Annotated in this window: 20 protein-coding genes; 10 read left to right on the top strand and 10 right to left on the bottom strand. The window is 58.2% G+C overall.

The window, feature by feature from the left end; translation table 11 throughout:
* The first annotated feature begins 25 nt into the window (after positions 1-25).
* Positions 26-481, top strand: a complete 456-nt coding sequence (locus CKW16_RS22205; protein WP_095130665.1) for a DUF4879 domain-containing protein — start codon at positions 26-28, stop codon at positions 479-481.
* A 66-nt stretch (positions 482-547) separates the two neighbouring features.
* A complete protein-coding gene (locus CKW16_RS22200; protein WP_095130663.1) occupies positions 548-1099 on the top strand; it encodes a DJ-1 family glyoxalase III in 552 nt (183 codons plus the stop codon).
* Positions 1100-1105: 6 nt separating this feature from the next.
* On the opposite strand, the gene CKW16_RS22195 is transcribed toward CKW16_RS22200, so the two are convergent.
* The 3 genes from CKW16_RS22195 to CKW16_RS22185 form a co-directional block, all read right to left on the bottom strand.
* On the bottom strand, positions 1106-1393 hold the full coding sequence (locus tag CKW16_RS22195; RefSeq protein ID WP_095130661.1) for a HigA family addiction module antitoxin: 288 nt from the start codon (positions 1391-1393) through the stop codon (positions 1106-1108).
* Between the two features lie 13 nt (positions 1394-1406).
* Positions 1407-1685 carry a type II toxin-antitoxin system RelE/ParE family toxin gene (locus CKW16_RS22190; RefSeq protein ID WP_082555882.1) on the bottom strand — a complete coding sequence of 93 codons (279 nt, stop codon included), beginning with the start codon at positions 1683-1685 and terminating at the stop codon, positions 1407-1409.
* Between the two features lie 84 nt (positions 1686-1769).
* Positions 1770-3008: an MFS transporter gene (locus CKW16_RS22185; protein WP_095130659.1), complete on the bottom strand. Its 1239-nt coding sequence runs from the start codon at positions 3006-3008 to the stop codon at positions 1770-1772.
* Between the two features lie 361 nt (positions 3009-3369).
* Between CKW16_RS22185 and CKW16_RS22180 the strand changes: the two genes are divergently transcribed.
* The 3 genes from CKW16_RS22180 to CKW16_RS22170 are packed head-to-tail and all read left to right on the top strand — an operon-like array spanning position 3370 to position 6048.
* Positions 3370-4809: a cytochrome ubiquinol oxidase subunit I gene (locus CKW16_RS22180; protein ID WP_095130657.1), complete on the top strand. Its 1440-nt coding sequence runs from the start codon at positions 3370-3372 to the stop codon at positions 4807-4809.
* A gap of 3 nt (positions 4810-4812) precedes the next feature.
* A complete protein-coding gene (cydB, locus tag CKW16_RS22175; protein ID WP_095130655.1) occupies positions 4813-5820 on the top strand; it encodes a cytochrome d ubiquinol oxidase subunit II in 1008 nt (335 codons plus the stop codon).
* 60 nt (positions 5821-5880) lie between these two features.
* Positions 5881-6048 carry a DUF2474 domain-containing protein gene (locus CKW16_RS22170; RefSeq protein WP_095130805.1) on the top strand — a complete coding sequence of 56 codons (168 nt, stop codon included), beginning with the start codon at positions 5881-5883 and terminating at the stop codon, positions 6046-6048.
* An 82-nt stretch (positions 6049-6130) separates the two neighbouring features.
* On the opposite strand, the gene CKW16_RS22165 is transcribed toward CKW16_RS22170, so the two are convergent.
* Positions 6131-7255, bottom strand: coding sequence for a methyltransferase (locus tag CKW16_RS22165; protein WP_095130653.1), 1125 nt, complete (start codon positions 7253-7255; stop codon positions 6131-6133).
* A gap of 175 nt (positions 7256-7430) precedes the next feature.
* Positions 7431-8162 carry a LuxR family transcriptional regulator gene (locus CKW16_RS22160; protein WP_095130651.1) on the bottom strand — a complete coding sequence of 244 codons (732 nt, stop codon included), beginning with the start codon at positions 8160-8162 and terminating at the stop codon, positions 7431-7433.
* 345 nt (positions 8163-8507) lie between these two features.
* Between CKW16_RS22160 and CKW16_RS22155 the strand changes: the two genes are divergently transcribed.
* Positions 8508-9284, top strand: a complete 777-nt coding sequence (locus CKW16_RS22155) for a ferredoxin--NADP reductase (protein ID WP_095130649.1) — start codon at positions 8508-8510, stop codon at positions 9282-9284.
* A 46-nt stretch (positions 9285-9330) separates the two neighbouring features.
* Here the strand turns inward: CKW16_RS22155 and mscL are convergent, their stop codons facing one another.
* On the bottom strand, positions 9331-9744 hold the full coding sequence (gene mscL, locus CKW16_RS22150) for a large-conductance mechanosensitive channel protein MscL (protein WP_095130647.1): 414 nt from the start codon (positions 9742-9744) through the stop codon (positions 9331-9333).
* A 624-nt stretch (positions 9745-10368) separates the two neighbouring features.
* On the opposite strand from mscL, the gene radA reads away from it, so the two are divergent.
* Positions 10369-11736: a DNA repair protein RadA gene (gene radA, locus CKW16_RS22145; RefSeq protein ID WP_008149143.1), complete on the top strand. Its 1368-nt coding sequence runs from the start codon at positions 10369-10371 to the stop codon at positions 11734-11736.
* A 130-nt stretch (positions 11737-11866) separates the two neighbouring features.
* Here radA and CKW16_RS22140 read toward each other — a convergent pair whose 3' ends face one another.
* Positions 11867-12235, bottom strand: coding sequence for a PilZ domain-containing protein (locus CKW16_RS22140; RefSeq protein WP_095130645.1), 369 nt, complete (start codon positions 12233-12235; stop codon positions 11867-11869).
* Between the two features lie 158 nt (positions 12236-12393).
* Here CKW16_RS22140 and CKW16_RS22135 point away from each other — a divergent pair, with 158 nt between their 5' ends.
* The 3 genes from CKW16_RS22135 to yjiA all read left to right on the top strand — a co-directional run bounded on the left by CKW16_RS22135 (position 12394) and on the right by yjiA (position 15766).
* Entirely contained in the window at positions 12394-14460 is a 2067-nt protein-coding gene (locus CKW16_RS22135) for a carbon starvation CstA family protein (RefSeq protein ID WP_095130643.1), read from the top strand.
* Between the two features lie 14 nt (positions 14461-14474).
* Entirely contained in the window at positions 14475-14672 is a 198-nt protein-coding gene (locus tag CKW16_RS22130; RefSeq protein ID WP_008154232.1) for a YbdD/YjiX family protein, read from the top strand.
* A 122-nt stretch (positions 14673-14794) separates the two neighbouring features.
* Positions 14795-15766, top strand: coding sequence for a GTPase (gene yjiA / locus CKW16_RS22125; RefSeq protein ID WP_095130641.1), 972 nt, complete (start codon positions 14795-14797; stop codon positions 15764-15766).
* A 103-nt stretch (positions 15767-15869) separates the two neighbouring features.
* Here the strand turns inward: yjiA and CKW16_RS22120 are convergent, their stop codons facing one another.
* From CKW16_RS22120 to CKW16_RS22110, 3 genes are all read right to left on the bottom strand, one after another.
* Complete coding sequence (locus CKW16_RS22120) at positions 15870-16586, bottom strand: GntR family transcriptional regulator (protein WP_095130639.1); 717 nt, start codon at positions 16584-16586, stop codon at positions 15870-15872.
* Positions 16587-16611: 25 nt separating this feature from the next.
* Positions 16612-17316, bottom strand: a complete 705-nt coding sequence (locus CKW16_RS22115) for a FadR/GntR family transcriptional regulator (protein WP_008154237.1) — start codon at positions 17314-17316, stop codon at positions 16612-16614.
* 67 nt (positions 17317-17383) lie between these two features.
* Positions 17384-18697 (bottom strand): C4-dicarboxylate transporter DctA, encoded by a 1314-nt coding sequence (locus CKW16_RS22110; protein ID WP_008154240.1) that lies wholly within the window; start codon positions 18695-18697, stop codon positions 17384-17386.
* Positions 18698-18931: the final 234 nt, after the last annotated feature.

Genomic DNA, 18931 nt, shown 5'->3' with positions numbered 1-18931 from the left:
TGCGCGCTGGTTTTGGGGGGTACTTATGTATTGCATGAATAAACGTCTGATTGCCGTATTCGCAATGGCGATCGCCTTGTTCCTGGGGGCACACACCGCTTCGGCTGCATCGGCGGCGCCGTTGAGTCAGGTGAAGGTTCTCAAGGTCGAGTCGCCGGGCTGCGGCTTTGAAGACATCGCGCAGGGGCAAGAGCAAACCCGCTGCAATCATAGCGGACCGAACATCAAGGTCTACGTGTTGGAAGTCGGTTATGGTCGTAGCGCGCATGTCGGGCTGGACGGTTTTGAGGTGAACGGCACCCGGACTCCGGTCTGTGCTTTTGATAATGGCAACCTGACTGAGTGCACCGTCGGGAAAAAAACCGTCGGCTATCTGTATGTCTTCGATCTGGCGGGTAAACAGGAAGGCACGTTCACCTTCAGCAACACGTCGATCAACGCGCCCGGCAATACGCTGTCGACGCAGCTTTACATCAAGTAACGGCGGGCTCGAACAAGGGGCAGGAAAGCTGACTACGCTTTAAAGATCATCCTGTGGACTGCGCCCATGACCTTTAGAGCTCTGATTACCCTCGCCGAGGGCATCGATGACCTGCAAGCAGTGACCCTGATCGATGTGCTGCGCCGTGCCAAGATTGAAGTGGTGGTGGCCAGCATCGAGGGACGGCGCATGCTCACCTGCGCGCGCGGCACCCGAGTGACGTCCGATGCGATGCTGGTGGACGTGCTGGCCCAGGCTTTCGACCTGATTGTCCTGCCCGGTGGTGCTGTGGGGGCGCAACATCTGGCAGCGCATCAACCCCTGCAACAATTGATCAAGGATCAGGCGGCAGCCGGGCGCCTGTTCGCCGGCATCGCCGAGGCCCCGGCGCTGGCGCTGCAAGCCTTTGGCGTACTGCGCCAGCGGCGCATGACTTGTCTGCCCTCGGCCAGCCATCAACTGTTGGGGTGCAACTTCGTCGATCAACCGGTGGTGGTCGATGGCAACTGCATCACTGCCCAAGGTTCAGGGGCGGCATTGCAATTCGCCCTGACGCTGGTGGAACAACTCTGCGGCAAAGCCACGCGAGCGGCGGTGGCGGGGGAGTTGGTGGTTTAGAGAGTGTCAGGCGTGGACGGCAATGGGTTCGATGACCGGTTGCTCACGCTGCTCCGCTTGCCAAAGATCGTAGTCGGTCTGAATACCTAGCCACATTCTGGCCTTGCCAATTCCGGCCCGCTCCAGGCGTACCGCCAAATCAGGACTGATCGGCGCGTGGCCATGCAGCACTCGCGATAGATGCGGGCGCGCAAATCGCAGGTGCCGGGCCAGCTCTGTGACACTGATGCCAAGTTCAGGCAATACATCCATCAAAAGGGTTTCGCCAGGGTGTGGCGGGTTGTGCATGGGCATGTCCTGCCTCCTGTCAGTGGTAGTCCAGATAGTCGACCAGTTCGATGTCTGAACCGATAAAACGAAAAATAACTCGCCAGTTCCCCGAAACGCTCAGTGACCAATATTCGGTCAACTCTCCCTTGAGTGGGTGTAATCGCCATCCCGGAAGGTCCAGGTCTCCAGGTAGCGTTGCGCGGTCCATGAACTGAAGCATTCGAGACAGACGCTTCGCATGGTCTGCGCGGATCCCACGAGTCGAACCTGTTTCATAGAAGCCGCGAAGGCCTTTGTGCTGAAAGGATTTGATCATGGGACAAGTGTAAGGCGATACATTACACCGGCTGCACTATCTATGTATTGCACTCGCTCGGCAAAAGTGTGATCTGCAACTGCTTCAAGCCTTCACTTCCTCCACCGGCACATGCATGCGGTCGCGGTTAGCCAGGGTCGGGAACAGTTTGATCCACGCCCCAGTCACCACCAACGTACCAATACCGCCCATGACCACCGCTGGCACGGTGCCGAACCAGTGGGCGGTCAAGCCGGATTCAAACTCGCCCAACTGGTTCGAAGCGCCGATGAACAAACCGTTCACGGCACTGACCCGGCCGCGCATTTCATCCGGGGTTTCCAGTTGCACGAAGGAGGCGCGGATCACCATGCTGATCATGTCCGCCGCGCCCAACACCACCAACACCGCCAGGGAAAACCAGAACGAGGTCGACAGGCCGAACGCAATGGTCGCGACACCGAATACACCCACTGCGGTGAACATGACCCGTCCGACTTTGCGTTCTACGGCAAATCTCGCCAGGTACAGCGACATCAGCAGCGCACCGACTGCCGGCGCTGAACGGAGCAGGCCCAGTCCCCAGGGGCCGGTCAGCAGAATGTCCTTGGCGAACACCGGCAGCAACGCCGTCGCGCCACCGAGCAATACCGCAAACAGATCCAGAGAAATCGCCCCGAGAATGTCCGGACGACTGCGAATGAAACGGATGCCCGCCAGCAGCGAATCCAGGGTTGCCTTGCCCTTGTTCAGCGGTGTCTGCCGTGCAGGCAGGTTGAGCATCAGCATGCAGGCGATGATGTAGAGGATCACCGTCGGGCCATACACCCAGACGCTGCCGAAGGCGTAAAGCAACCCACCGAGGGCCGGGGCAACGATAGTCGCCGATTGCTGTGCGGATTGGGCGGCGGCGACGGCGCGGGGAAACAGCGCGCTGGGCACGATACTCGGCAACAAGGCCTGAGTGGTCGGCATCTCGAAGGAGCGGGCGGCACCGAGCAGGAACGCGAGGATGAAGATCATCTCCCGGGTGACATTGTCGGTCGCGCTGCCGATGGCCAGCGACAGGGCGATCAACGCTTGCAGGGTCTGACAGATTGCCGCGACCTTGCGTCGGTCATAACGGTCCGCGACATGCCCGGTGTGCAGCATGAACAGCACCCGCGGGGCGAACTCCACCAGACCAACCAAACCCAGGTCGAGCACATTGCCGGTCAATTGGTACAGGTTCCAGCCAATGGCCACCGTGAGCATCTGAAAACCGCTGGCGGTAAACACCCGAGCCAGCCAAAACGCGATAAATGGGCGGTGATGACGTAACAGCAAGGGCGCTTGGCTGGGCATCTGAGGGCCGGTCTTGAGCGAGGGGAGGGGCGAGATTATCACCAAGCTGTAACCAAAAGTTGCAGGGCTGGGAAATTTCGTTAGCTAGACACCGATATGCTTGGTCCGCATCGGTGAGGCAACCTGTCACGCGGCAAAAGACCACACCGTCCATCGTCAAAAATGGGACTACTCTTTTAACGTTGCTTGATCCAGATCAAGACCGCTCGTGGAATTGATCCGGCGGCCAGATGGCCAGACTCCCTACGTTGTGATGTTTGTAAAAAAAGAACGAATTCAAATTCGCCACACTCCATATCCGTGGGGGCAGTGGGTGTAGGCCGCAAGCCTTCAGCCGGTATTACCTGACAGAGGAAGACTTATGTTCGGTTTGGAGGCACTTGATCTCGCCCGGATTCAGTTCGCGTTCACCATTTCGTTTCACATTCTATTTCCCGCCATCACCATTGGCCTGGCGAGTTACCTGGCGGTGCTCGAAGGCCTGTGGCTGAAAACCCATAACGACACGTACCGCGATCTGTACCACTTCTGGTCGAAGATCTTTGCGGTCAACTTCGGCATGGGCGTGGTCTCCGGGCTGGTCATGGCGTATCAGTTCGGCACCAACTGGAGCCGTTTCTCGGACTTTGCCGGCTCGGTGACCGGGCCGCTGCTGACGTACGAAGTACTCACCGCTTTCTTCCTCGAAGCCGGTTTTCTCGGTGTCATGCTGTTCGGCTGGAACAAGGTCGGGCGCAATCTGCACTTCTTCGCCACGGTCATGGTCGCCATCGGCACCTTGATCTCGACCTTCTGGATTCTCGCTTCCAACAGCTGGATGCAGACTCCGCAAGGCTACGAAATCGTCAATGGCCAAGTCATTCCGGTGGACTGGCTGGCAGTGATCTTCAACCCGTCGTTCCCTTACCGTCTGTTACACATGTCGACGGCGGCGTTTGTCGCGACTGCTTTCTTCGTCGGTTCCTCGGCGGCCTGGCATTTGCTGCGTGGCAAGGACAACCCGGCGATCCGCACCATGCTCTCGATGGCCATGTGGATGGCCTTGATCGTGGCGCCGATTCAAGCGGTCATCGGTGACTTCCACGGCCTCAACACGCTCAAGCATCAGCCGGCGAAAATCGCCGCGATCGAAGGTCACTGGGAAAATCATGGCGATGAGCCGACCCCGCTGATCCTGTTCGGCTGGCCGGACATGAAAGAAGAGCGGACCAAATTCGCGGTGGAGATCCCGTATCTGGGCAGCCTGATCCTCACGCACTCGCTGGACAAACAGGTTCCGGCACTCAAGGAATTCCCGCCTGAAGATCGACCGAATTCGACCATCGTGTTCTGGTCGTTCCGGATCATGGTCGGGCTCGGCTTCCTGATGATCTTCACCGGTTTGTGGAGCCTGTGGCTGCGCAAACGCGACAAGCTGTATACCTCGCGGCCGTTCCTGTACCTGGCGTTGTGGATGGGGCCGTCCGGCCTGATCGCGATCCTCGCCGGTTGGTTTACCACTGAAATCGGCCGTCAGCCGTGGGTGATCTACGGCCTGATGCGCACGGCAGATGCGTCCTCCAATCACAGCTTCATGCAAATGAGCATCACGTTGATCATGTTCGTCGTGGTCTATTTCGCGCTGTTCGGTGCCGGTCTGGGCTACATGATGCGCCTGGTGCGCAAAGGGCCGAAGATCGACGAAGGCAAGGAAACCAATGAGGGTGGTCCTGGCCAGAAACGCACGCCGGCCCGTCCGCTGTCTGCCGCCGATGACAACGGTGACGGCGACCACAGCCCCAGCCTGACCAAGGAGATTTGACTCATGGGTATTGATCTTCCGCTGATCTGGGCCGTGATCATCATCTTCGGCATCATGATGTACGTGGTCATGGACGGCTTCGACCTGGGGATCGGGATTCTCTTCCCGTTCATTCCGGGCAAGACCGATCGTGACGTCATGATGAACACCGTCGCGCCGGTCTGGGACGGTAACGAAACCTGGCTGGTGCTGGGCGGTGCAGCGTTGTTCGGTGCCTTTCCGCTGGCCTATTCGGTGGTGCTCTCGGCGTTGTACTTGCCGTTGATTTTTATGCTGATCGGGCTGATCTTCCGTGGCGTGGCCTTCGAGTTCCGCTTCAAGGCCAGGGACGACAAGCGCCATCTCTGGGACAAGGCGTTCATCGGTGGCTCGATCGCCGCCACCTTTTTCCAGGGCGTTGCGTTGGGTGCGTTCATTGATGGGTTGCCGGTGGTCAATCGCCAATTCGCCGGTGGCTCACTGGATTGGTTGACGCCGTTCACCCTGTTCTGCGGCCTGGCGCTGGTGGTGGCTTATGCGCTGCTCGGTTGCACCTGGCTGATCATGAAGACCGAAGGCAAGTTGCAGGAGCAGATGCATGACCTGGCTCGACCGCTGGCTTTCGTGGTGTTGGCAGTGATCGGTATCGTCAGCATCTGGACCCCGCTGGCCCACGCCGAGATTGCCGCTCGCTGGTTCACCCTGCCGAACCTGTTCTGGTTCCTGCCGGTGCCGATTCTGGTGCTGGTGACCATGTACGGTCTGATCCGTGCGGTGGCTCGCAATGCGCACTACACGCCATTCCTGCTGACCCTGGTACTGATCTTCCTCGGCTACAGCGGTCTGGGCATCAGCCTGTGGCCGAACATCGTGCCGCCGTCGATCTCGATCTGGGACGCCGCCGCTCCGCCGCAAAGCCAGGGCTTCATGCTGGTGGGCACGTTGTTCATCATCCCGTTCATCCTGGGTTACACCTTCTGGAGCTACTACGTGTTCCGCGGCAAGGTCACCCACGAAGATGGCTATCACTAGAACGCGCGACAGTGGCGCAGGGCTGATACCTGTGCCATTTCTTCAGAGGAGATTGCGATGATGGCGGGTAAACATTCCTTGCAGGAAATCGAAGCAGCAGAGAAAAAGCCGCTCTGGCAGCGACTCGGCTGGTTGGCGATGATCTGGGCCGGCAGCGTGGTGGCGCTGTTCATCGTGGCCAGCCTGATGCGCATGTTCATGAATGCCGCGGGCCTGACGACCCACTGATTTTTTGCACCTGATCCCATCCCGTTGCCTTGCGGCACGGATTTACAACCCTCCTTTGCTGGAGGGTTTTTTTTGCCTTGGATTATTTGCGGGCTTTAAGGATCACGAACTTGGGTGTGGCCGCCACTTGCTCGACGCCGCGGAACAACCGCGCGAGCTTGCTGTGATACCCCAGATGACGATTGCCGACGATGTACAACGCGCCGCCGACGACCAGAGCCTCTCGGGCCTGCTGGAACATGCGCCAGGCCAGGAAGTCGCCGACGACTTGTTGTTGGTGAAACGGAGGGTTGCACAACACCACGTCCAGAGACTGAGGCTCCTGACCCGCCAAACCATCACCGGCACGTACAACCACTTCCCGATCACCGAGCGCCGCGCGCCAGTTTTCGGCTGCCGATTGCACGGCCATGTACGACTCGTCCACGAGCGTGTAGTGGGCTTCGGGGTTTTGCAGGGCGCTGGCGATGGCCAAAACCCCGTTGCCACAACCGAGGTCGGCAACCCGCGCTGAGCCGAGGCTCTTTGGCAGGTGCGGCAAAAACGCTCGCGTGCCGATGTCCAACCCCTCGCGGCAGAACACATTGGCGTGATTCAGCAGTTCGATCTCAGGGGCGTCGAGTCGATAACGGGTCGGGTAGGGGGACACGACAGGCGCTTTGACTTCAGCGGTCGCGATCAATAGCCGAGCCTTCTTCACCGCCAGCGAAGCTTGCACCGGGCCGATGTAGCGTTCCAGCAGATCGCCCGCGGCGCGGGGCAAATGCTTGATCATCGCCGCAGCAATCACCTGAGCCCCCGGCGCCAGTTGACCCTGCAAGCGAATCAATTGTTCTTCCAGCAAGGCGAGGGTTTTCGGGACCCGGATCAGTACCCGGTCGAAAGGGCCTGAAAAGGCTTCACTGGCCGGTACGCTTGGCACCGCATCAAATGCCTGGCCGTTACGGATCAGATTTTTTTCCAGCCCCTGAAAGGCCAGAAACGAGTCGCCGCTGCTGGTCACTTGAACTTTGCCCGCCAGGCTGGCGGCCAATGCGCCAAAGCTGTCGTTGAGCACCAAAACCCGAGTGTCGGCCGAGGGCTGTTGGTCAGCCAGATGGGTGAGCAGGTATTCGTCTGCGGCATCAAACGCCTGCAGCGGTTCGTTCTGCTGTTCGGGCTGGCGGATCAGGTCGAGTCGGGCGAAGGGTGTTTCGAGCAAGGGCATGAGGCGGGGCTCTGGGTTATCAACGGGGTCATCAACAGGTGTCCCGCGGCCCAGGGGCGTTGTAGCGGGCGAGACCGTCCGAGTGTACTGCGTCGTGAAGGTTCACACGTCAACACTCAAGAAGGACCGCAAATGGTACGTTTTTTTCTTTTGGATTACTTGCAGGTTTTTTGGGTCAGCGTATCGCACTGCTGTTGAGAAAGCCGTCCTTGGTGGCGGCGATGACTGCAGAAATTTTGTTATTGACCCCCAGTTTCAGAATTGCGCTTTGCACATGGAAATTGACCGTGCGTGCGCTGAGGTTGAGTATCATGGCACTCTCATACGCAGTCTTGCCATCAGCCGCCAGTTTTAATACATCGATTTCGCGGGGGGACAAATGCGGCACGGATGGCTTGGTCGATTTCCTGGGCAGTGTCTGTGCGATCAGCGCATGCAGATGGCGTCCCATGAACACCGAAAAACCGAGATTTTCATACAGCTCAAACGCAGTGATCGGGCAATGGCTTCTGGCCAGGCTCAGAATGCTGCAAACACCACTGTCCTCGTCATGGACCGATTGTGACCAGCCGTGCTGCAATCCTTGTTTCTCAAGCGCATCCCACAAGCACGGGGTCTTGGAAAAAAGCTCTTCGCTCCAAAGGACAGGCAATCTGGAGTGATTGCAGTGAGCTACTACCGGGTCTATTGCGTTGAAATTTTTTTGTTCATATTCAATGTTCCAGTCGGTAGGGTAGTTGTTGAGCAGGACTGTATTAAAGTGGTCAGTTTTTATTGGGTATGTTGTTGAAAAGGCGAAAAATTTAAAGCCTATATTTTTCGCGAAACCCAGTGAAATCCGGTAGGCAATATCAATCTCCGTTGTTCGCGATAATTGGTTGAGTTGTGATTCCTTCCACCTCTCCATTGTGTATCTCCATGTGTGATATTACTTGGGGGTGCCTTTTTGGATCCAATAATCTGGCACGTGCCGAGTGTAGGATGTTTCCTATGTTCGTGTGAGACTTTTTGGCTTTATTTGCGATTTTTAAGCAAGTATCTGGTTCTAACGTTAAGGAGTACTGGCGTAGATAACAAAAATGTCAGTCTTACTATGATCAGGCTTGAATGTGTGTGTTAACCGGCTGGTTAATGTTAAGTCGTACTATTAAGCTAATGCGAATGAGGCCCTGGCTAAAGCCACTACAAATCACCGGTGTTTAAGCCCTCCGCTTTGCGGGACACTGTGGCTATCTGTTGAATGGAGCACCCCATGACCGCCAGTGCAGAAAAATTCACTCGCCAGACCTTGCTCGACGTCCAGTCGCTGACCCCCAGTCTGTTCACCTTGCGGACCACCCGGGATCCGGGTTTTCGTTTTCGCGCAGGTCAATTCGCCCGGCTGGGCGTTACCAAGGCTGACGGCAGCACCGTATGGCGCGCCTATTCCATGGTGTCGTCGCCCTATGACGAGTTCCTCGAATTCTTTTCCATTGTGGTGCCAGGGGGGGAGTTCACCAGTGAGCTGAGCCGGCTGGGCGTCGGCGATACGCTGCTGGTCGAGCGTCAGGCCTTTGGTTACCTGACGCTGGATCGCTTTGTCGACGGCCGTGATCTCTGGTTGTTATCCACAGGCACCGGCCTGGCGCCGTTTCTGTCGATCCTGCAGGACTTCGAGGTCTGGGATAAATTCGAACGAATCATCCTGGTCTACAGTGTGCGCGAAGCCCGGGAACTGGCTTATCAGGACCTCGTCAGCGGGTTGGCCCAGCGCGACTATTTAGCGGAGTTTGCGCACAAGCTGCAGTTCATTACCACGGTCACGCGCGAGCAGCATCATGGCGCTCTGAGCGGCCGGATCACTGCGCTGATCGAAAATGGCGAGCTGGAGCGGGCGGCAGGCCTGGCGCTGACGGCCGAGCACTCGAGGGTCATGCTCTGCGGCAATCCGCAGATGATCGATGACACGCGCAAATTGCTCAAACAGCGCCACATGCACTTGAGCCTCAGTCGCCGACCCGGGCAAGTGGCGGTGGAAAACTACTGGTAAAAAAAACGGCGCCTCAAGGGTGCCGTTTCTTGTTTGACTAACGCGTTCAGGGCTGATTGTTCTGAGCCTTGAGCAGATCGCGGATCTCTTCCAGCAACTCTTCTTCCTTGGTCGGAACCGGCGGCAGCGTTGGCGCAACGGCCTCTTCGCGTTTCATGCGGTTGATGGCTTTGACGCCCATGAAGATCGCGAAGGCGACGATGATGAAGTCAATCAGGCTCTGGATGAATTTGCCGTACGCCAGCACTACCGCCGGAATATCGCCGTTGGCTGCTTTGAGCGTAACGGCCAGGTCACTGAAGTCCACCCCCCCGATCAGCAGGCCAATGGGTGGCATCACCACGTCGCCGACAAACGATGAAACGATCTTGCCGAAGGCGGCGCCGATGATGATACCGACGGCCATGTCGACCACGTTACCTTTGACCGCGAAGGCCTTGAACTCACTTATCACGCCCATAGGTTATTTCCTTGTTACAGATGAGGTTGGTGAGAGCAGTGTAAATCAGCATGATGCTTCCTGCTCGAAACAACTGCTTACAGAGCTTGCCGGCTACATTGCCATCACTCTGCTCGGGCAGCCGGGACTAAGGGGATCCAGCGCGCTCGCTGAACATTTTATCCGTCGATCACTCGTCTCAGCCGAGCGAGGAGGTGCAGGATTAAACTATAGAAAGTAGGGGCATTCGCGCAAGGCAACGTGCGGTACATGAAGTTTTTATATGAATGGTTTGCAGGGTATAAAGACTCGCGCCTCAAACAAATTACCTGTGATAAATATTAGAAGGCCATTATATTGCCGTTGGCTTGGTTGTTCCTATTATAAGGTTGGCTTAATAGTTGGGTTGTACGTTCAGGTTTTAAATGGCTAAGATTTGTACAGGTTCCGATTTTTGTTTTATTGGGTAAGACGAGTATTTGGTTGGATATGTCGGGGCGGGAAGTTGTACAAGTTTTTATAATTAGTAATGCGGTGGTTATATTCCAGGGGCTGTACAAGTTGCTACCGAAAATCCGCTGGGTAACTTCGCCGCGCTGATCCGCACCAGCTGAGCTATCATCGCGGTTTTTGCCGGGAGTTCAGATGGCCAAGGCCAAGCGCATGTACGGCTGCACCGAGTGCGGCTCAACCTTCCCCAAGTGGGCTGGCCAGTGCGGTGAGTGCGGGGCCTGGAACACCCTGACCGAAACCATGGTGGAGAGCGGTGGCGCCGCAGCCCCCAGCGGTCGCACCGGCTGGACTGGCCAACAGGCGCAGATCAAGACCCTGGCAGAAGTCAGCGTCGAAGAAATCCCGCGTTTTTCCACAGCCTCCAGTGAGCTCGATCGAGTGCTGGGCGGCGGTCTGGTGGACGGTTCGGTGGTGTTGATCGGCGGTGATCCCGGCATCGGCAAATCGACCATTCTGCTGCAAACCTTGTGCAACCTCGCCAAAGTCATGCCGGCACTTTACGTCACCGGCGAAGAATCCCAGCAGCAAGTGGCCATGCGCGCTCGCCGTCTCGGCTTGCCTCAGGATCAACTGCGGGTGATGACCGAAACCTGCATCGAGACCATCATCGCCACGGCTCGACAGGAAAAGCCCAAGGTGATGGTGATCGACTCCATCCAGACGATCTTCACCGAGCAACTGCAATCGGCACCGGGCGGTGTGTCCCAGGTCAGGGAAAGCGCGGCGTTGTTGGTGCGCTATGCCAAGCAGAGCGGCACGGCCATTTTCCTGGTCGGTCACGTGACGAAAGAAGGTGCATTGGCCGGGCCGCGAGTGCTGGAACACATGGTCGACACGGTTCTGTATTTCGAAGGCGAATCCGATGGGCGTTTGCGTTTGCTGCGAGCGGTGAAAAACCGTTTCGGCGCCGTCAACGAACTGGGCGTGTTCGGAATGACCGACAAGGGCTTGAAAGAAGTCTCCAACCCTTCGGCGATTTTTCTCACCCGTGCGCAGGAAGAAGTGCCGGGCAGTGTGGTCATGGCGACGTGGGAAGGGACGCGGCCGATGCTGGTGGAAGTCCAGGCACTGGTGGATGACAGCCATCTGGCCAATCCACGTCGGGTAACGCTGGGTCTGGATCAGAATCGTCTGGCGATGTTGTTGGCGGTGCTGCACCGTCACGGCGGCATTCCGACCCACGATCAGGATGTGTTTCTCAACGTGGTTGGCGGGGTGAAGGTGTTGGAAACGGCCTCCGATCTGGCGCTGATGGCAGCGGTCATGTCCAGTTTGCGCAACCGGCCACTGCCTCATGATCTGCTGGTATTCGGCGAAGTCGGGCTTTCTGGCGAAGTACGCCCGGTACCGAGTGGCCAGGAGCGCTTGAAAGAGGCCGCCAAGCACGGCTTCAAGCGCGCCATCGTGCCCAAGGGCAATGCGCCGAAAGAGGCGCCGCCGGGGTTACAGATTATCGCCGTGACGCGTCTGGAACAGGCGTTGGACGCGCTGTTCGAGTAGCTGCGGGGGCGACACAATCCCTGTGGGAGCGAGCCTGCTCGCGAAAGCGGTATGCCAGTCGACTTAAATGTTGAATGTCAGACCGCATTCGCGAGCAGGCTCGCTCCCACATTGGAATAGTGTTGGTCTGTCAGACTTCGATCAAGGCGCCCAATTCGCGCTCCAGTTCCTGCGGGTCGCCAAGGTTGAGTTCAACCAATCGCCGCAAGCGTTCGATGGATTCCAGGCTGATATGTCGGCAGACGAACCCGAGCTGACCATGATCATCGTGGGTCAGTTGCACATCCATCTTGATGGCGACGTCCTCGTTGAGATGAACATCGACCAGAAAATGCCACTCCCGATTCCCCAGCCACGGTTCGGGCTTTTCGATCAACAGTCCCTTAAGGGACAGGTCGATCAACTTCACCGGCCAAATGTATTCCCCCTGGCTAAGCTCGGTTCGGGCATCGAACGCAATACGTTTGAAGCGGCGGCGATCGGCAGTGTGCTCGCTCATGGCGCAATCCTCGTAAATGTTCGCTGACTATAGACCCGCATTGTCAAAGGCTGCCATCAAAGTGATGGCTCAACCCATGTCGGGGGATGGCCTTTGCGGCCGTTAGCGCTAAACTCGGGATGGCTGTCTTTCTTGTCCACCCTGGCTGGAATCATAAAATGAAAAATAATAATAGCCTGCTACGCCACCTACCCTGGCTGCTGCTGGCAATCGTAGGGGCGTGCGCCCTTGGTGTAGTGGCATTGCGCCGAGGCGAGGCGATCAACGCCTTGTGGATTGTGGTCGCCGCTGTGGCCATCTATCTGGTTGCGTATCGTTACTACAGTCTGTTCATCGCTAACAACGTGATGCAACTCGACCCGCGACGGGCCACCCCCGCCGTGCTCAATAATGACGGTCTGGACTACGTGCCGACCAACAAACACATCCTCTTCGGTCACCACTTCGCAGCCATCGCTGGCGCGGGGCCGCTGGTCGGTCCGGTCCTGGCGGCGCAGATGGGCTACCTGCCCGGTACGCTGTGGCTGATTGCCGGCGTGGTGCTGGCCGGTGCCGTTCAGGACTTCATGGTCCTGTTCATGTCCACTCGCCGCAACGGCCGTTCTCTCGGCGACATGGTCCGTGAAGAAATGGGCCGCATCCCCGGGACCATCGCGCTGTTTGGCTGCTTCCTGATCATGATCATCATCCTCGCGGTGCTGGCGCTGATCGTTGTGAAAGCCCTGGCCGAAAGCCCGTGGGGTATTTTCACGGTGATGGCGACCATCCCGATCGCGATGTTCATGGGCATTTACATGCGCTACATCCGTCCGGGCCGCATCGGTGAAATCTCCGTTGTCGGTGTGCTGTTGCTGCTCGGTTCGATCTGGCTCGGCGGGCAGATTGCCGCTGATCCGGTCTGGGCCAAGGCGTTCAGCTTCACTGGCGTGCAGATTACGTGGATGCTGGTCGGTTACGGTTTCGTGGCCGCCTCGTTACCGGTCTGGCTGATTCTGGCGCCGCGCGACTACCTGTCGACGTTCCTGAAAATCGGCACCATCGTGGCGTTGGCGATCGGCATCCTGATCACCATGCCTGAGCTGAAAATGCCGGCACTCACCCAGTTTATCGACGGCACCGGGCCGGTGTGGAAGGGCGGTCTGTTCCCGTTCCTGTTCATCACCATCGCCTGTGGCGCGGTCTCCGGTTTCCACGCGCTGATCTCCTCCGGCACCACGCCGAAACTGCTGGATAACGAAGTCAACGCCCGTTACATCGGTTACGGCGGCATGCTGATGGAATCCTTCGTGGCCATCATGGCGATGGTGGCGGCTTCGGTGATCGAGCCAGGTGTGTATTTCGCCATGAACAGCCCGGCGGCAGTCGTCGGCAGTGACGTGGTGGCTGTGGCTCAAACCGTCAGCAGTTGGGGCTTTGCAATTACCCCGGAAGCGTTGCAAGCGGTGGCCAAGGACATCGGTGAAACCACCATCCTGGCCCGTGCCGGCGGTGCGCCGACCCTAGCGGTCGGTATTGCGCAGATCCTGCACAGTGTCCTGCCAGGTGAAAACACCATGGCGTTCTGGTACCACTTCGCGATTCTGTTCGAAGCGCTGTTCATCCTGACCGCCGTCGATGCCGGTACCCGTGCCGGGCGTTTCATGCTGCAGGACTTGCTCGGTTCCTTCGTGCCAGCGCTGAAACGCACTGAATCCTGGACCGCCAACCTGATCGCAACCGCCGGTTGCGTGGCGATGTGGGGTTGGTTGCTGTACCAGGGCGTGATCGATCCGCTGGGTGGCATCAACACCTTGTGGCCGCTGTTCGGTATCTCCAACCAGATGCTCGCCGGTATCGCGCTGATGCTGGCGACCGTTGTGCTGATCAAAATGAAACGCCAGCGCTACGTCTGGGTGACCATGCTGCCCGCCGTGTGGCTACTGATCTGTACCACCACCGCCGGCTTCATCAAGCTGTTCGACGCCAACCCGGCGATCGGCTTCCTGTCGCTGGCCAAGAAATACAGCGATGCGCTGGCCAACGGTCAGATCCTCGCCCCGGCCAAGGACATTACGCAGATGCAACACGTGATCTTCAACGCCTACACCAACGCAACGCTGACCGCGCTGTTCCTGTTCGTGGTATTCAGTATCCTGTTCTATGCGCTCAAGGTCGGTATTTCCGCTTGGGGCAGCAAACAACGTACGGATAAAGAAGCGCCATTCCAGGCTCTGCCGGATGCGTAATCGAGGATTGCAGCATGTTCAATGACCTGAGTCGCCTCGGTAAATACCTCGGTCAGGCTGCGCGCCTGATGGTCGGGATGCCCGACTACGACAATTACGTCGAGCATATGCAAACCAAACACCCGGACAAGCCGGTGATGACTTACGAGATGTTCTTCAGGGAACGCCAAGAGGCTCGTTACGGTGGCAAGGGTGGGCCGAAGTGCTGTTGAAGCACGAGGCTTAGGTAACACACCACTGTAGGAGCACGGCTTGCCGGCGATAGCGATCTTGAAGACGCCATCGCTGGCAAGCCAGGCTCCTACAGTTTTTTCAGTGTATGGGAGACCTTCTTTTGCTACCCCCTATCCCGGTAACAATCCTCAGTGGCTTTCTTGGCGCGGGAAAAACCACGCTGTTGCGCTACCTGCTCAAAGCCGAACACGGCCTGAAAATCGCCGTGATCGAGAACGAATTCAGCGACGCCGGTATCGACACCCAACTGTTGGGCGACGAACCGGTGCAAGTGATGACGCTGTCCAACGGCTGCGTCTGCTGCACCATCCACACTGACCTGACCAAGGCTTTGTACCTGCTGCTCGAACGCCTGGACAGCGGCGAAATCGCCTTCGACCGTCTGGTGATCGAATGCACCGGCCTGGCCGACCCGGCACCTGTGGCCCAAACCTTTTTCATCGATGAAGAGCTGCGCGAGCGCTACATCCTCGACGGCATCATCACCCTGGTCGATGCGGCGCACGCTGACACTCACCTGACTCAAACCATCGCCCAGGCGCAGATCGGTTTTGCCGACCGGTTACTGGTGAGCAAACGCGATCTGGTGGACGAGACGACCTTTACCGCGCTGAGCGAGCGCCTGACCCGCATCAACCGTCGCGCACCGATCCGCGTGGTCGAGCACGGCAAGATTGACCTGGCCGAACTGCTCGACGTGCGCGGTTTTAATCTCAATGCCGACCTGGGTGGCGGCGTCAGCCTGCGCCCGGTGAGCAAAGCGCCGTCCATCGACCGCATTTCCAGCCTGGTGCTGCGCACCGACAAGCCGCTGGATATCGACAAGCTCAGCGAGTTCATGAACGAACTGCTGGAGGACCATGGCAAGCAATTGCTGCGCTACAAAGGCGTGTTGAACATCCTTGGCGAGCCGCGGCGCATGGTGTTTCAGGGTGTGTTGAAGTTATACGGATTCGATTGGGACACGGAGTGGGCTGACGATGAAACGCGTGAAAGCGTGATCGTGTTCATTGCCGATGATTTGCCGGAAGAGAAGATTCGTGAGGGGTTTGCGCGGGTGGCGGCGGAGTAAAGACATAAATCTTCAGTGAGTATCAGGCCCTCTTCGCGAGCAAGCCCGCTCCCACATTTGGAATGCATTCCCCTGTGGGAGCGGGCTTGCTCGCGAAGGCGATCTAACCAGCAACACGATTCGGGCGGAATATCGGTTGTGAGTTCAGCAATACCGCCTCCAAATGATCCAGGTGTTGGCTGATTAAAGTCTCGGCCGTTACCGCATCCCTCCCCTCAACCGCATCCACAAGCGATTCGTGCGCCTGCCACACGCAATAACCCTCCGCCTGCGCATCAAATTGCGCAATCGCCAGTGAAGTCAGCGGCACCAGACTGCCAAGAAAATGCGCCAACGGTGCATTCCCCGCCATTTCGGCCAACTGCAAATGAAACTCCCCGGACAACCGAATCGCCGGGCCACGCTGATCGCGCTCCAGACACCGGCGCTCACTATCGATCAAGTCGCGCAGACGATTGAGGTCTTGCGGGCGAGGCTGCTGACAGGCCAGCCGTACCAGCGTGAGCTCGGTCAGTCGCCGGGCGTGAAGCGTCTGCCGAGTCTGCTCGACATCTGCCGCGGCGACCCGGGGACGATGGTGGGTGCGAAGGATGATGATCTGCTGATGTGACAGCTGCGTCAGTACCTGGCGGATGCTGCTGCGGCTGACCCCGAACATGTCTCCCAGGCTTTCTTCGGTGAAGCGACTGCCGGGGACGATGCGCTGTTCGAGAATGGCATCGAATATCCGTGAGTAGAGATCATCCGCCGACGGCTTCCCGGTGTCCGTTCGGGAAAAGGGCAGGGCAGTGAATATCTGTGGTGAGGCGAAGCTGTTCATGGCCTGTCTCCAGTTCGAAGCGGACTCAACTGACGAGGTTGTCGTCCGGTATATTCAATTCGATGCCCATCCGCTGGCCTTCCCGAAGGATGTGCCGACGCATTTCGGCGCTGGCCTGGGCGCTGTTTTTGCTGCGAATAGCGCGCACCACGGCTTCGTTCTCCTCAAGGCGCTCAGCCAAATGCTCCGGGGAGTTGCGCAGCACGTCGGCGCTTTGCTTGAGGGCGTTGCTGGTCTGTTGCACCACACTCTGGAAAATCGGGTTCGAGGTCAGCGTGAACAGCTCTTCGTGGAACGCGATGTAGGCGTTCACCCCGGCTTCGCTGTCGTTGGCTTCCAGCGCTTCGCGCATGTCCATCAGGGTCAGGCGCAGTTGCCCGACTTCCTTGCTGCTGATCGACTGCGCCACCAGGCCGACAATGAACGGCTCGAGGGTGTAGCGCAGTTGCAGCACGTCTTCCAGGCTCGCACCGGCGACTGCGCTGTCGTGGCTTTGGCTGTCGCTGAGATTGGCCTCCAGCACCACCACGCCTTTACCCGGCATGGAGCGCACCAGCCCGAGGGTTTCCAGCACGATGACGGCTTCGCGCAGGCTCGGGCGGCTGATGCCCAGTTGTTCGGCCAGCTCACGCTGCCCCGGCAGCATCTCGCCGGAGCGCCACTGACCACGGGCCAAAGCGGCCCGGAGTTTCTCTACGACTGAATTGACGACGGTTGACGAGGTGATCACTGTTCGCTCCATGAGCATCCAAAACGATTGATGACCGTGCCTGCCCGTGGGCAGACACGGCGATTATTCAGAACTCCTGCTGATGCGCAGGGCCGACAGGCTTTCTCGGCTGGAAGGTATAACCCACCTGGCCAGAAAGTACTTTGTTCGCCCGTTGAATATCGATGTCCTTTTCCCAGCGCGCGATGGCCACGGTGGCGACGCAGTTGCCGATCAGGTTGGTCAGCGCCCGGCCGATGCCCATGAACCAGTCCACTGCCAACACCAGCACCAGGCCGACCACCGGAATCGCCGGGATCGCCGTCAGTGTCGCCGCGAGAATCACCAGCGCCGAGCCAGGAATCCCGTGGGCACCTTTGGAAGTGATCAACGACACCAGCAGAATCGTCAGCAGGTCGGTCATGGCCAGCGGCGTGCCGGTGGCATTGGCGATGAACACAATGGCCAGGGTCAAGTAGATCGAGAAACCGTCCAGGTTGAACGAGTAACCGGTAGGAATGACCAGCCCGACCGTCGAACTGCCGATGCCCAGATGCTCAAGCTTGCGCATGATTTGTGGCAGCACGGCGTCGGAGGAGGCGGTGCCCATGACGATCAGCAGTTCTTCGCGCAGGTACTTGAGCAATGGCCACATCTTCAGGCCCGAAAGGCGCATCACCAGGCCGAGAATCAATGTCACAAACGCCACGCAGGTCAGGTAAAACAGGCCAACCAGGCTGCCCAGGTGCTGCAGCGAATCCAGGCCATATTTGCTGGTGGTGAAAGCGATGGCGCCGAACACGCCGATCGGCGCCAAACGCACGATCATGCCCATGATGCGGAAGATCACGTGGCTCAGCTCATTGATCAGCCGGGAAATACCCGATGCTGCTTCGCCCACCAGGTTCAGCGCACTGCCGAACAGCACCGAAAACAGCAGGACTTGCAGAATGTTGTTCTCCGCGAAGGCGCCGATTACCGAGGTCGGGATCAGGTTCATCAGGAACTGGGAGGTGGTTTGCATGTGCTGACCGCGCTGGGCGATGTCGCCCATGTCGGCAGCGGAAAGCTGATCCAGATGAATGTTCGCGCCGCTGCCGATGCCGGTGGTGAAAGCGAACACCAGACCAATCACCAGGGCGATGGTGGTCAGGATTTCGAAGTAGATCACCGATTTCAGGCCGATGCGTCCGACCTTCTTCAGGTCGCCGGCACCGCTGATGCCGCTGACCACTACGCAGAACACGATCAGACCGATAAGCATCTTGATCAGTTTGATGAAGCCATCGCCGAGCGGTTTGAGCTGGGCGGAGTATTCAGGAAGGGTCAGCCCGCAGACGATGCCGAGCACCAGTCCGAGAACCACTTGGAGGAAGATTGAACGCGAGCACCATCTGAGCATGGGAGGAATCCTGGTCGGTGTCCTGGCTGCCGTGCGCTTCGCGCATCAGATTCAGGACTTAATTATTGTGGTCTTACCGGTATGTCCAGTGCAGGCGCAGTCTAGGCGCTGTTTTTGGGTGATCGCAAGTATATTTTGAAAAATTGGCATGACCGGTCTTACCAGTTGGACGCAATGCCCCGACCTTGAGCCTTTTCGCGGTTTGAAAAAATTGCGGACGAAAAAAAACCGGCC

The sequence above is a fragment of the Pseudomonas sp. Irchel s3h14 genome, from assembly GCF_900187425.1.
Classification (GTDB): domain Bacteria; phylum Pseudomonadota; class Gammaproteobacteria; order Pseudomonadales; family Pseudomonadaceae; genus Aquipseudomonas.
Note: the sequence above shows the minus strand (reverse complement) of the source record. Positions and strands in the feature narration are given on the sequence as shown.

What these genes read in the sequence shown, in the direction of transcription:
- CKW16_RS22205 (WP_095130665.1), top strand. Translation starts at nt 26, where the DNA reads ATGTATTGCATGAATAAACGTCTGATTGCCGTATTCGCAATGGCGATC.
- CKW16_RS22200 (WP_095130663.1), top strand. Translation starts at nt 548, where the DNA reads ATGACCTTTAGAGCTCTGATTACCCTCGCCGAGGGCATCGATGACCTG.
- CKW16_RS22195 (WP_095130661.1), bottom strand. Translation starts at nt 1,393, where the DNA reads ATGCCCATGCACAACCCGCCACACCCTGGCGAAACCCTTTTGATGGAT.
- CKW16_RS22190 (WP_082555882.1), bottom strand. Translation starts at nt 1,685, where the DNA reads ATGATCAAATCCTTTCAGCACAAAGGCCTTCGCGGCTTCTATGAAACA.
- CKW16_RS22185 (WP_095130659.1), bottom strand. Translation starts at nt 3,008, where the DNA reads ATGCCCAGCCAAGCGCCCTTGCTGTTACGTCATCACCGCCCATTTATC.
- CKW16_RS22180 (WP_095130657.1), top strand. Translation starts at nt 3,370, where the DNA reads ATGTTCGGTTTGGAGGCACTTGATCTCGCCCGGATTCAGTTCGCGTTC.
- cydB (WP_095130655.1), top strand. Translation starts at nt 4,813, where the DNA reads ATGGGTATTGATCTTCCGCTGATCTGGGCCGTGATCATCATCTTCGGC.
- CKW16_RS22170 (WP_095130805.1), top strand. Translation starts at nt 5,881, where the DNA reads ATGGCGGGTAAACATTCCTTGCAGGAAATCGAAGCAGCAGAGAAAAAG.
- CKW16_RS22165 (WP_095130653.1), bottom strand. Translation starts at nt 7,255, where the DNA reads ATGCCCTTGCTCGAAACACCCTTCGCCCGACTCGACCTGATCCGCCAG.
- CKW16_RS22160 (WP_095130651.1), bottom strand. Translation starts at nt 8,162, where the DNA reads ATGGAGAGGTGGAAGGAATCACAACTCAACCAATTATCGCGAACAACG.
- CKW16_RS22155 (WP_095130649.1), top strand. Translation starts at nt 8,508, where the DNA reads ATGACCGCCAGTGCAGAAAAATTCACTCGCCAGACCTTGCTCGACGTC.
- mscL (WP_095130647.1), bottom strand. Translation starts at nt 9,744, where the DNA reads ATGGGCGTGATAAGTGAGTTCAAGGCCTTCGCGGTCAAAGGTAACGTG.
- radA (WP_008149143.1), top strand. Translation starts at nt 10,369, where the DNA reads ATGGCCAAGGCCAAGCGCATGTACGGCTGCACCGAGTGCGGCTCAACC.
- CKW16_RS22140 (WP_095130645.1), bottom strand. Translation starts at nt 12,235, where the DNA reads ATGAGCGAGCACACTGCCGATCGCCGCCGCTTCAAACGTATTGCGTTC.
- CKW16_RS22135 (WP_095130643.1), top strand. Translation starts at nt 12,394, where the DNA reads ATGAAAAATAATAATAGCCTGCTACGCCACCTACCCTGGCTGCTGCTG.
- CKW16_RS22130 (WP_008154232.1), top strand. Translation starts at nt 14,475, where the DNA reads ATGTTCAATGACCTGAGTCGCCTCGGTAAATACCTCGGTCAGGCTGCG.
- CKW16_RS22120 (WP_095130639.1), bottom strand. Translation starts at nt 16,586, where the DNA reads ATGAACAGCTTCGCCTCACCACAGATATTCACTGCCCTGCCCTTTTCC.
- CKW16_RS22110 (WP_008154240.1), bottom strand. Translation starts at nt 18,697, where the DNA reads ATGCTCAGATGGTGCTCGCGTTCAATCTTCCTCCAAGTGGTTCTCGGA.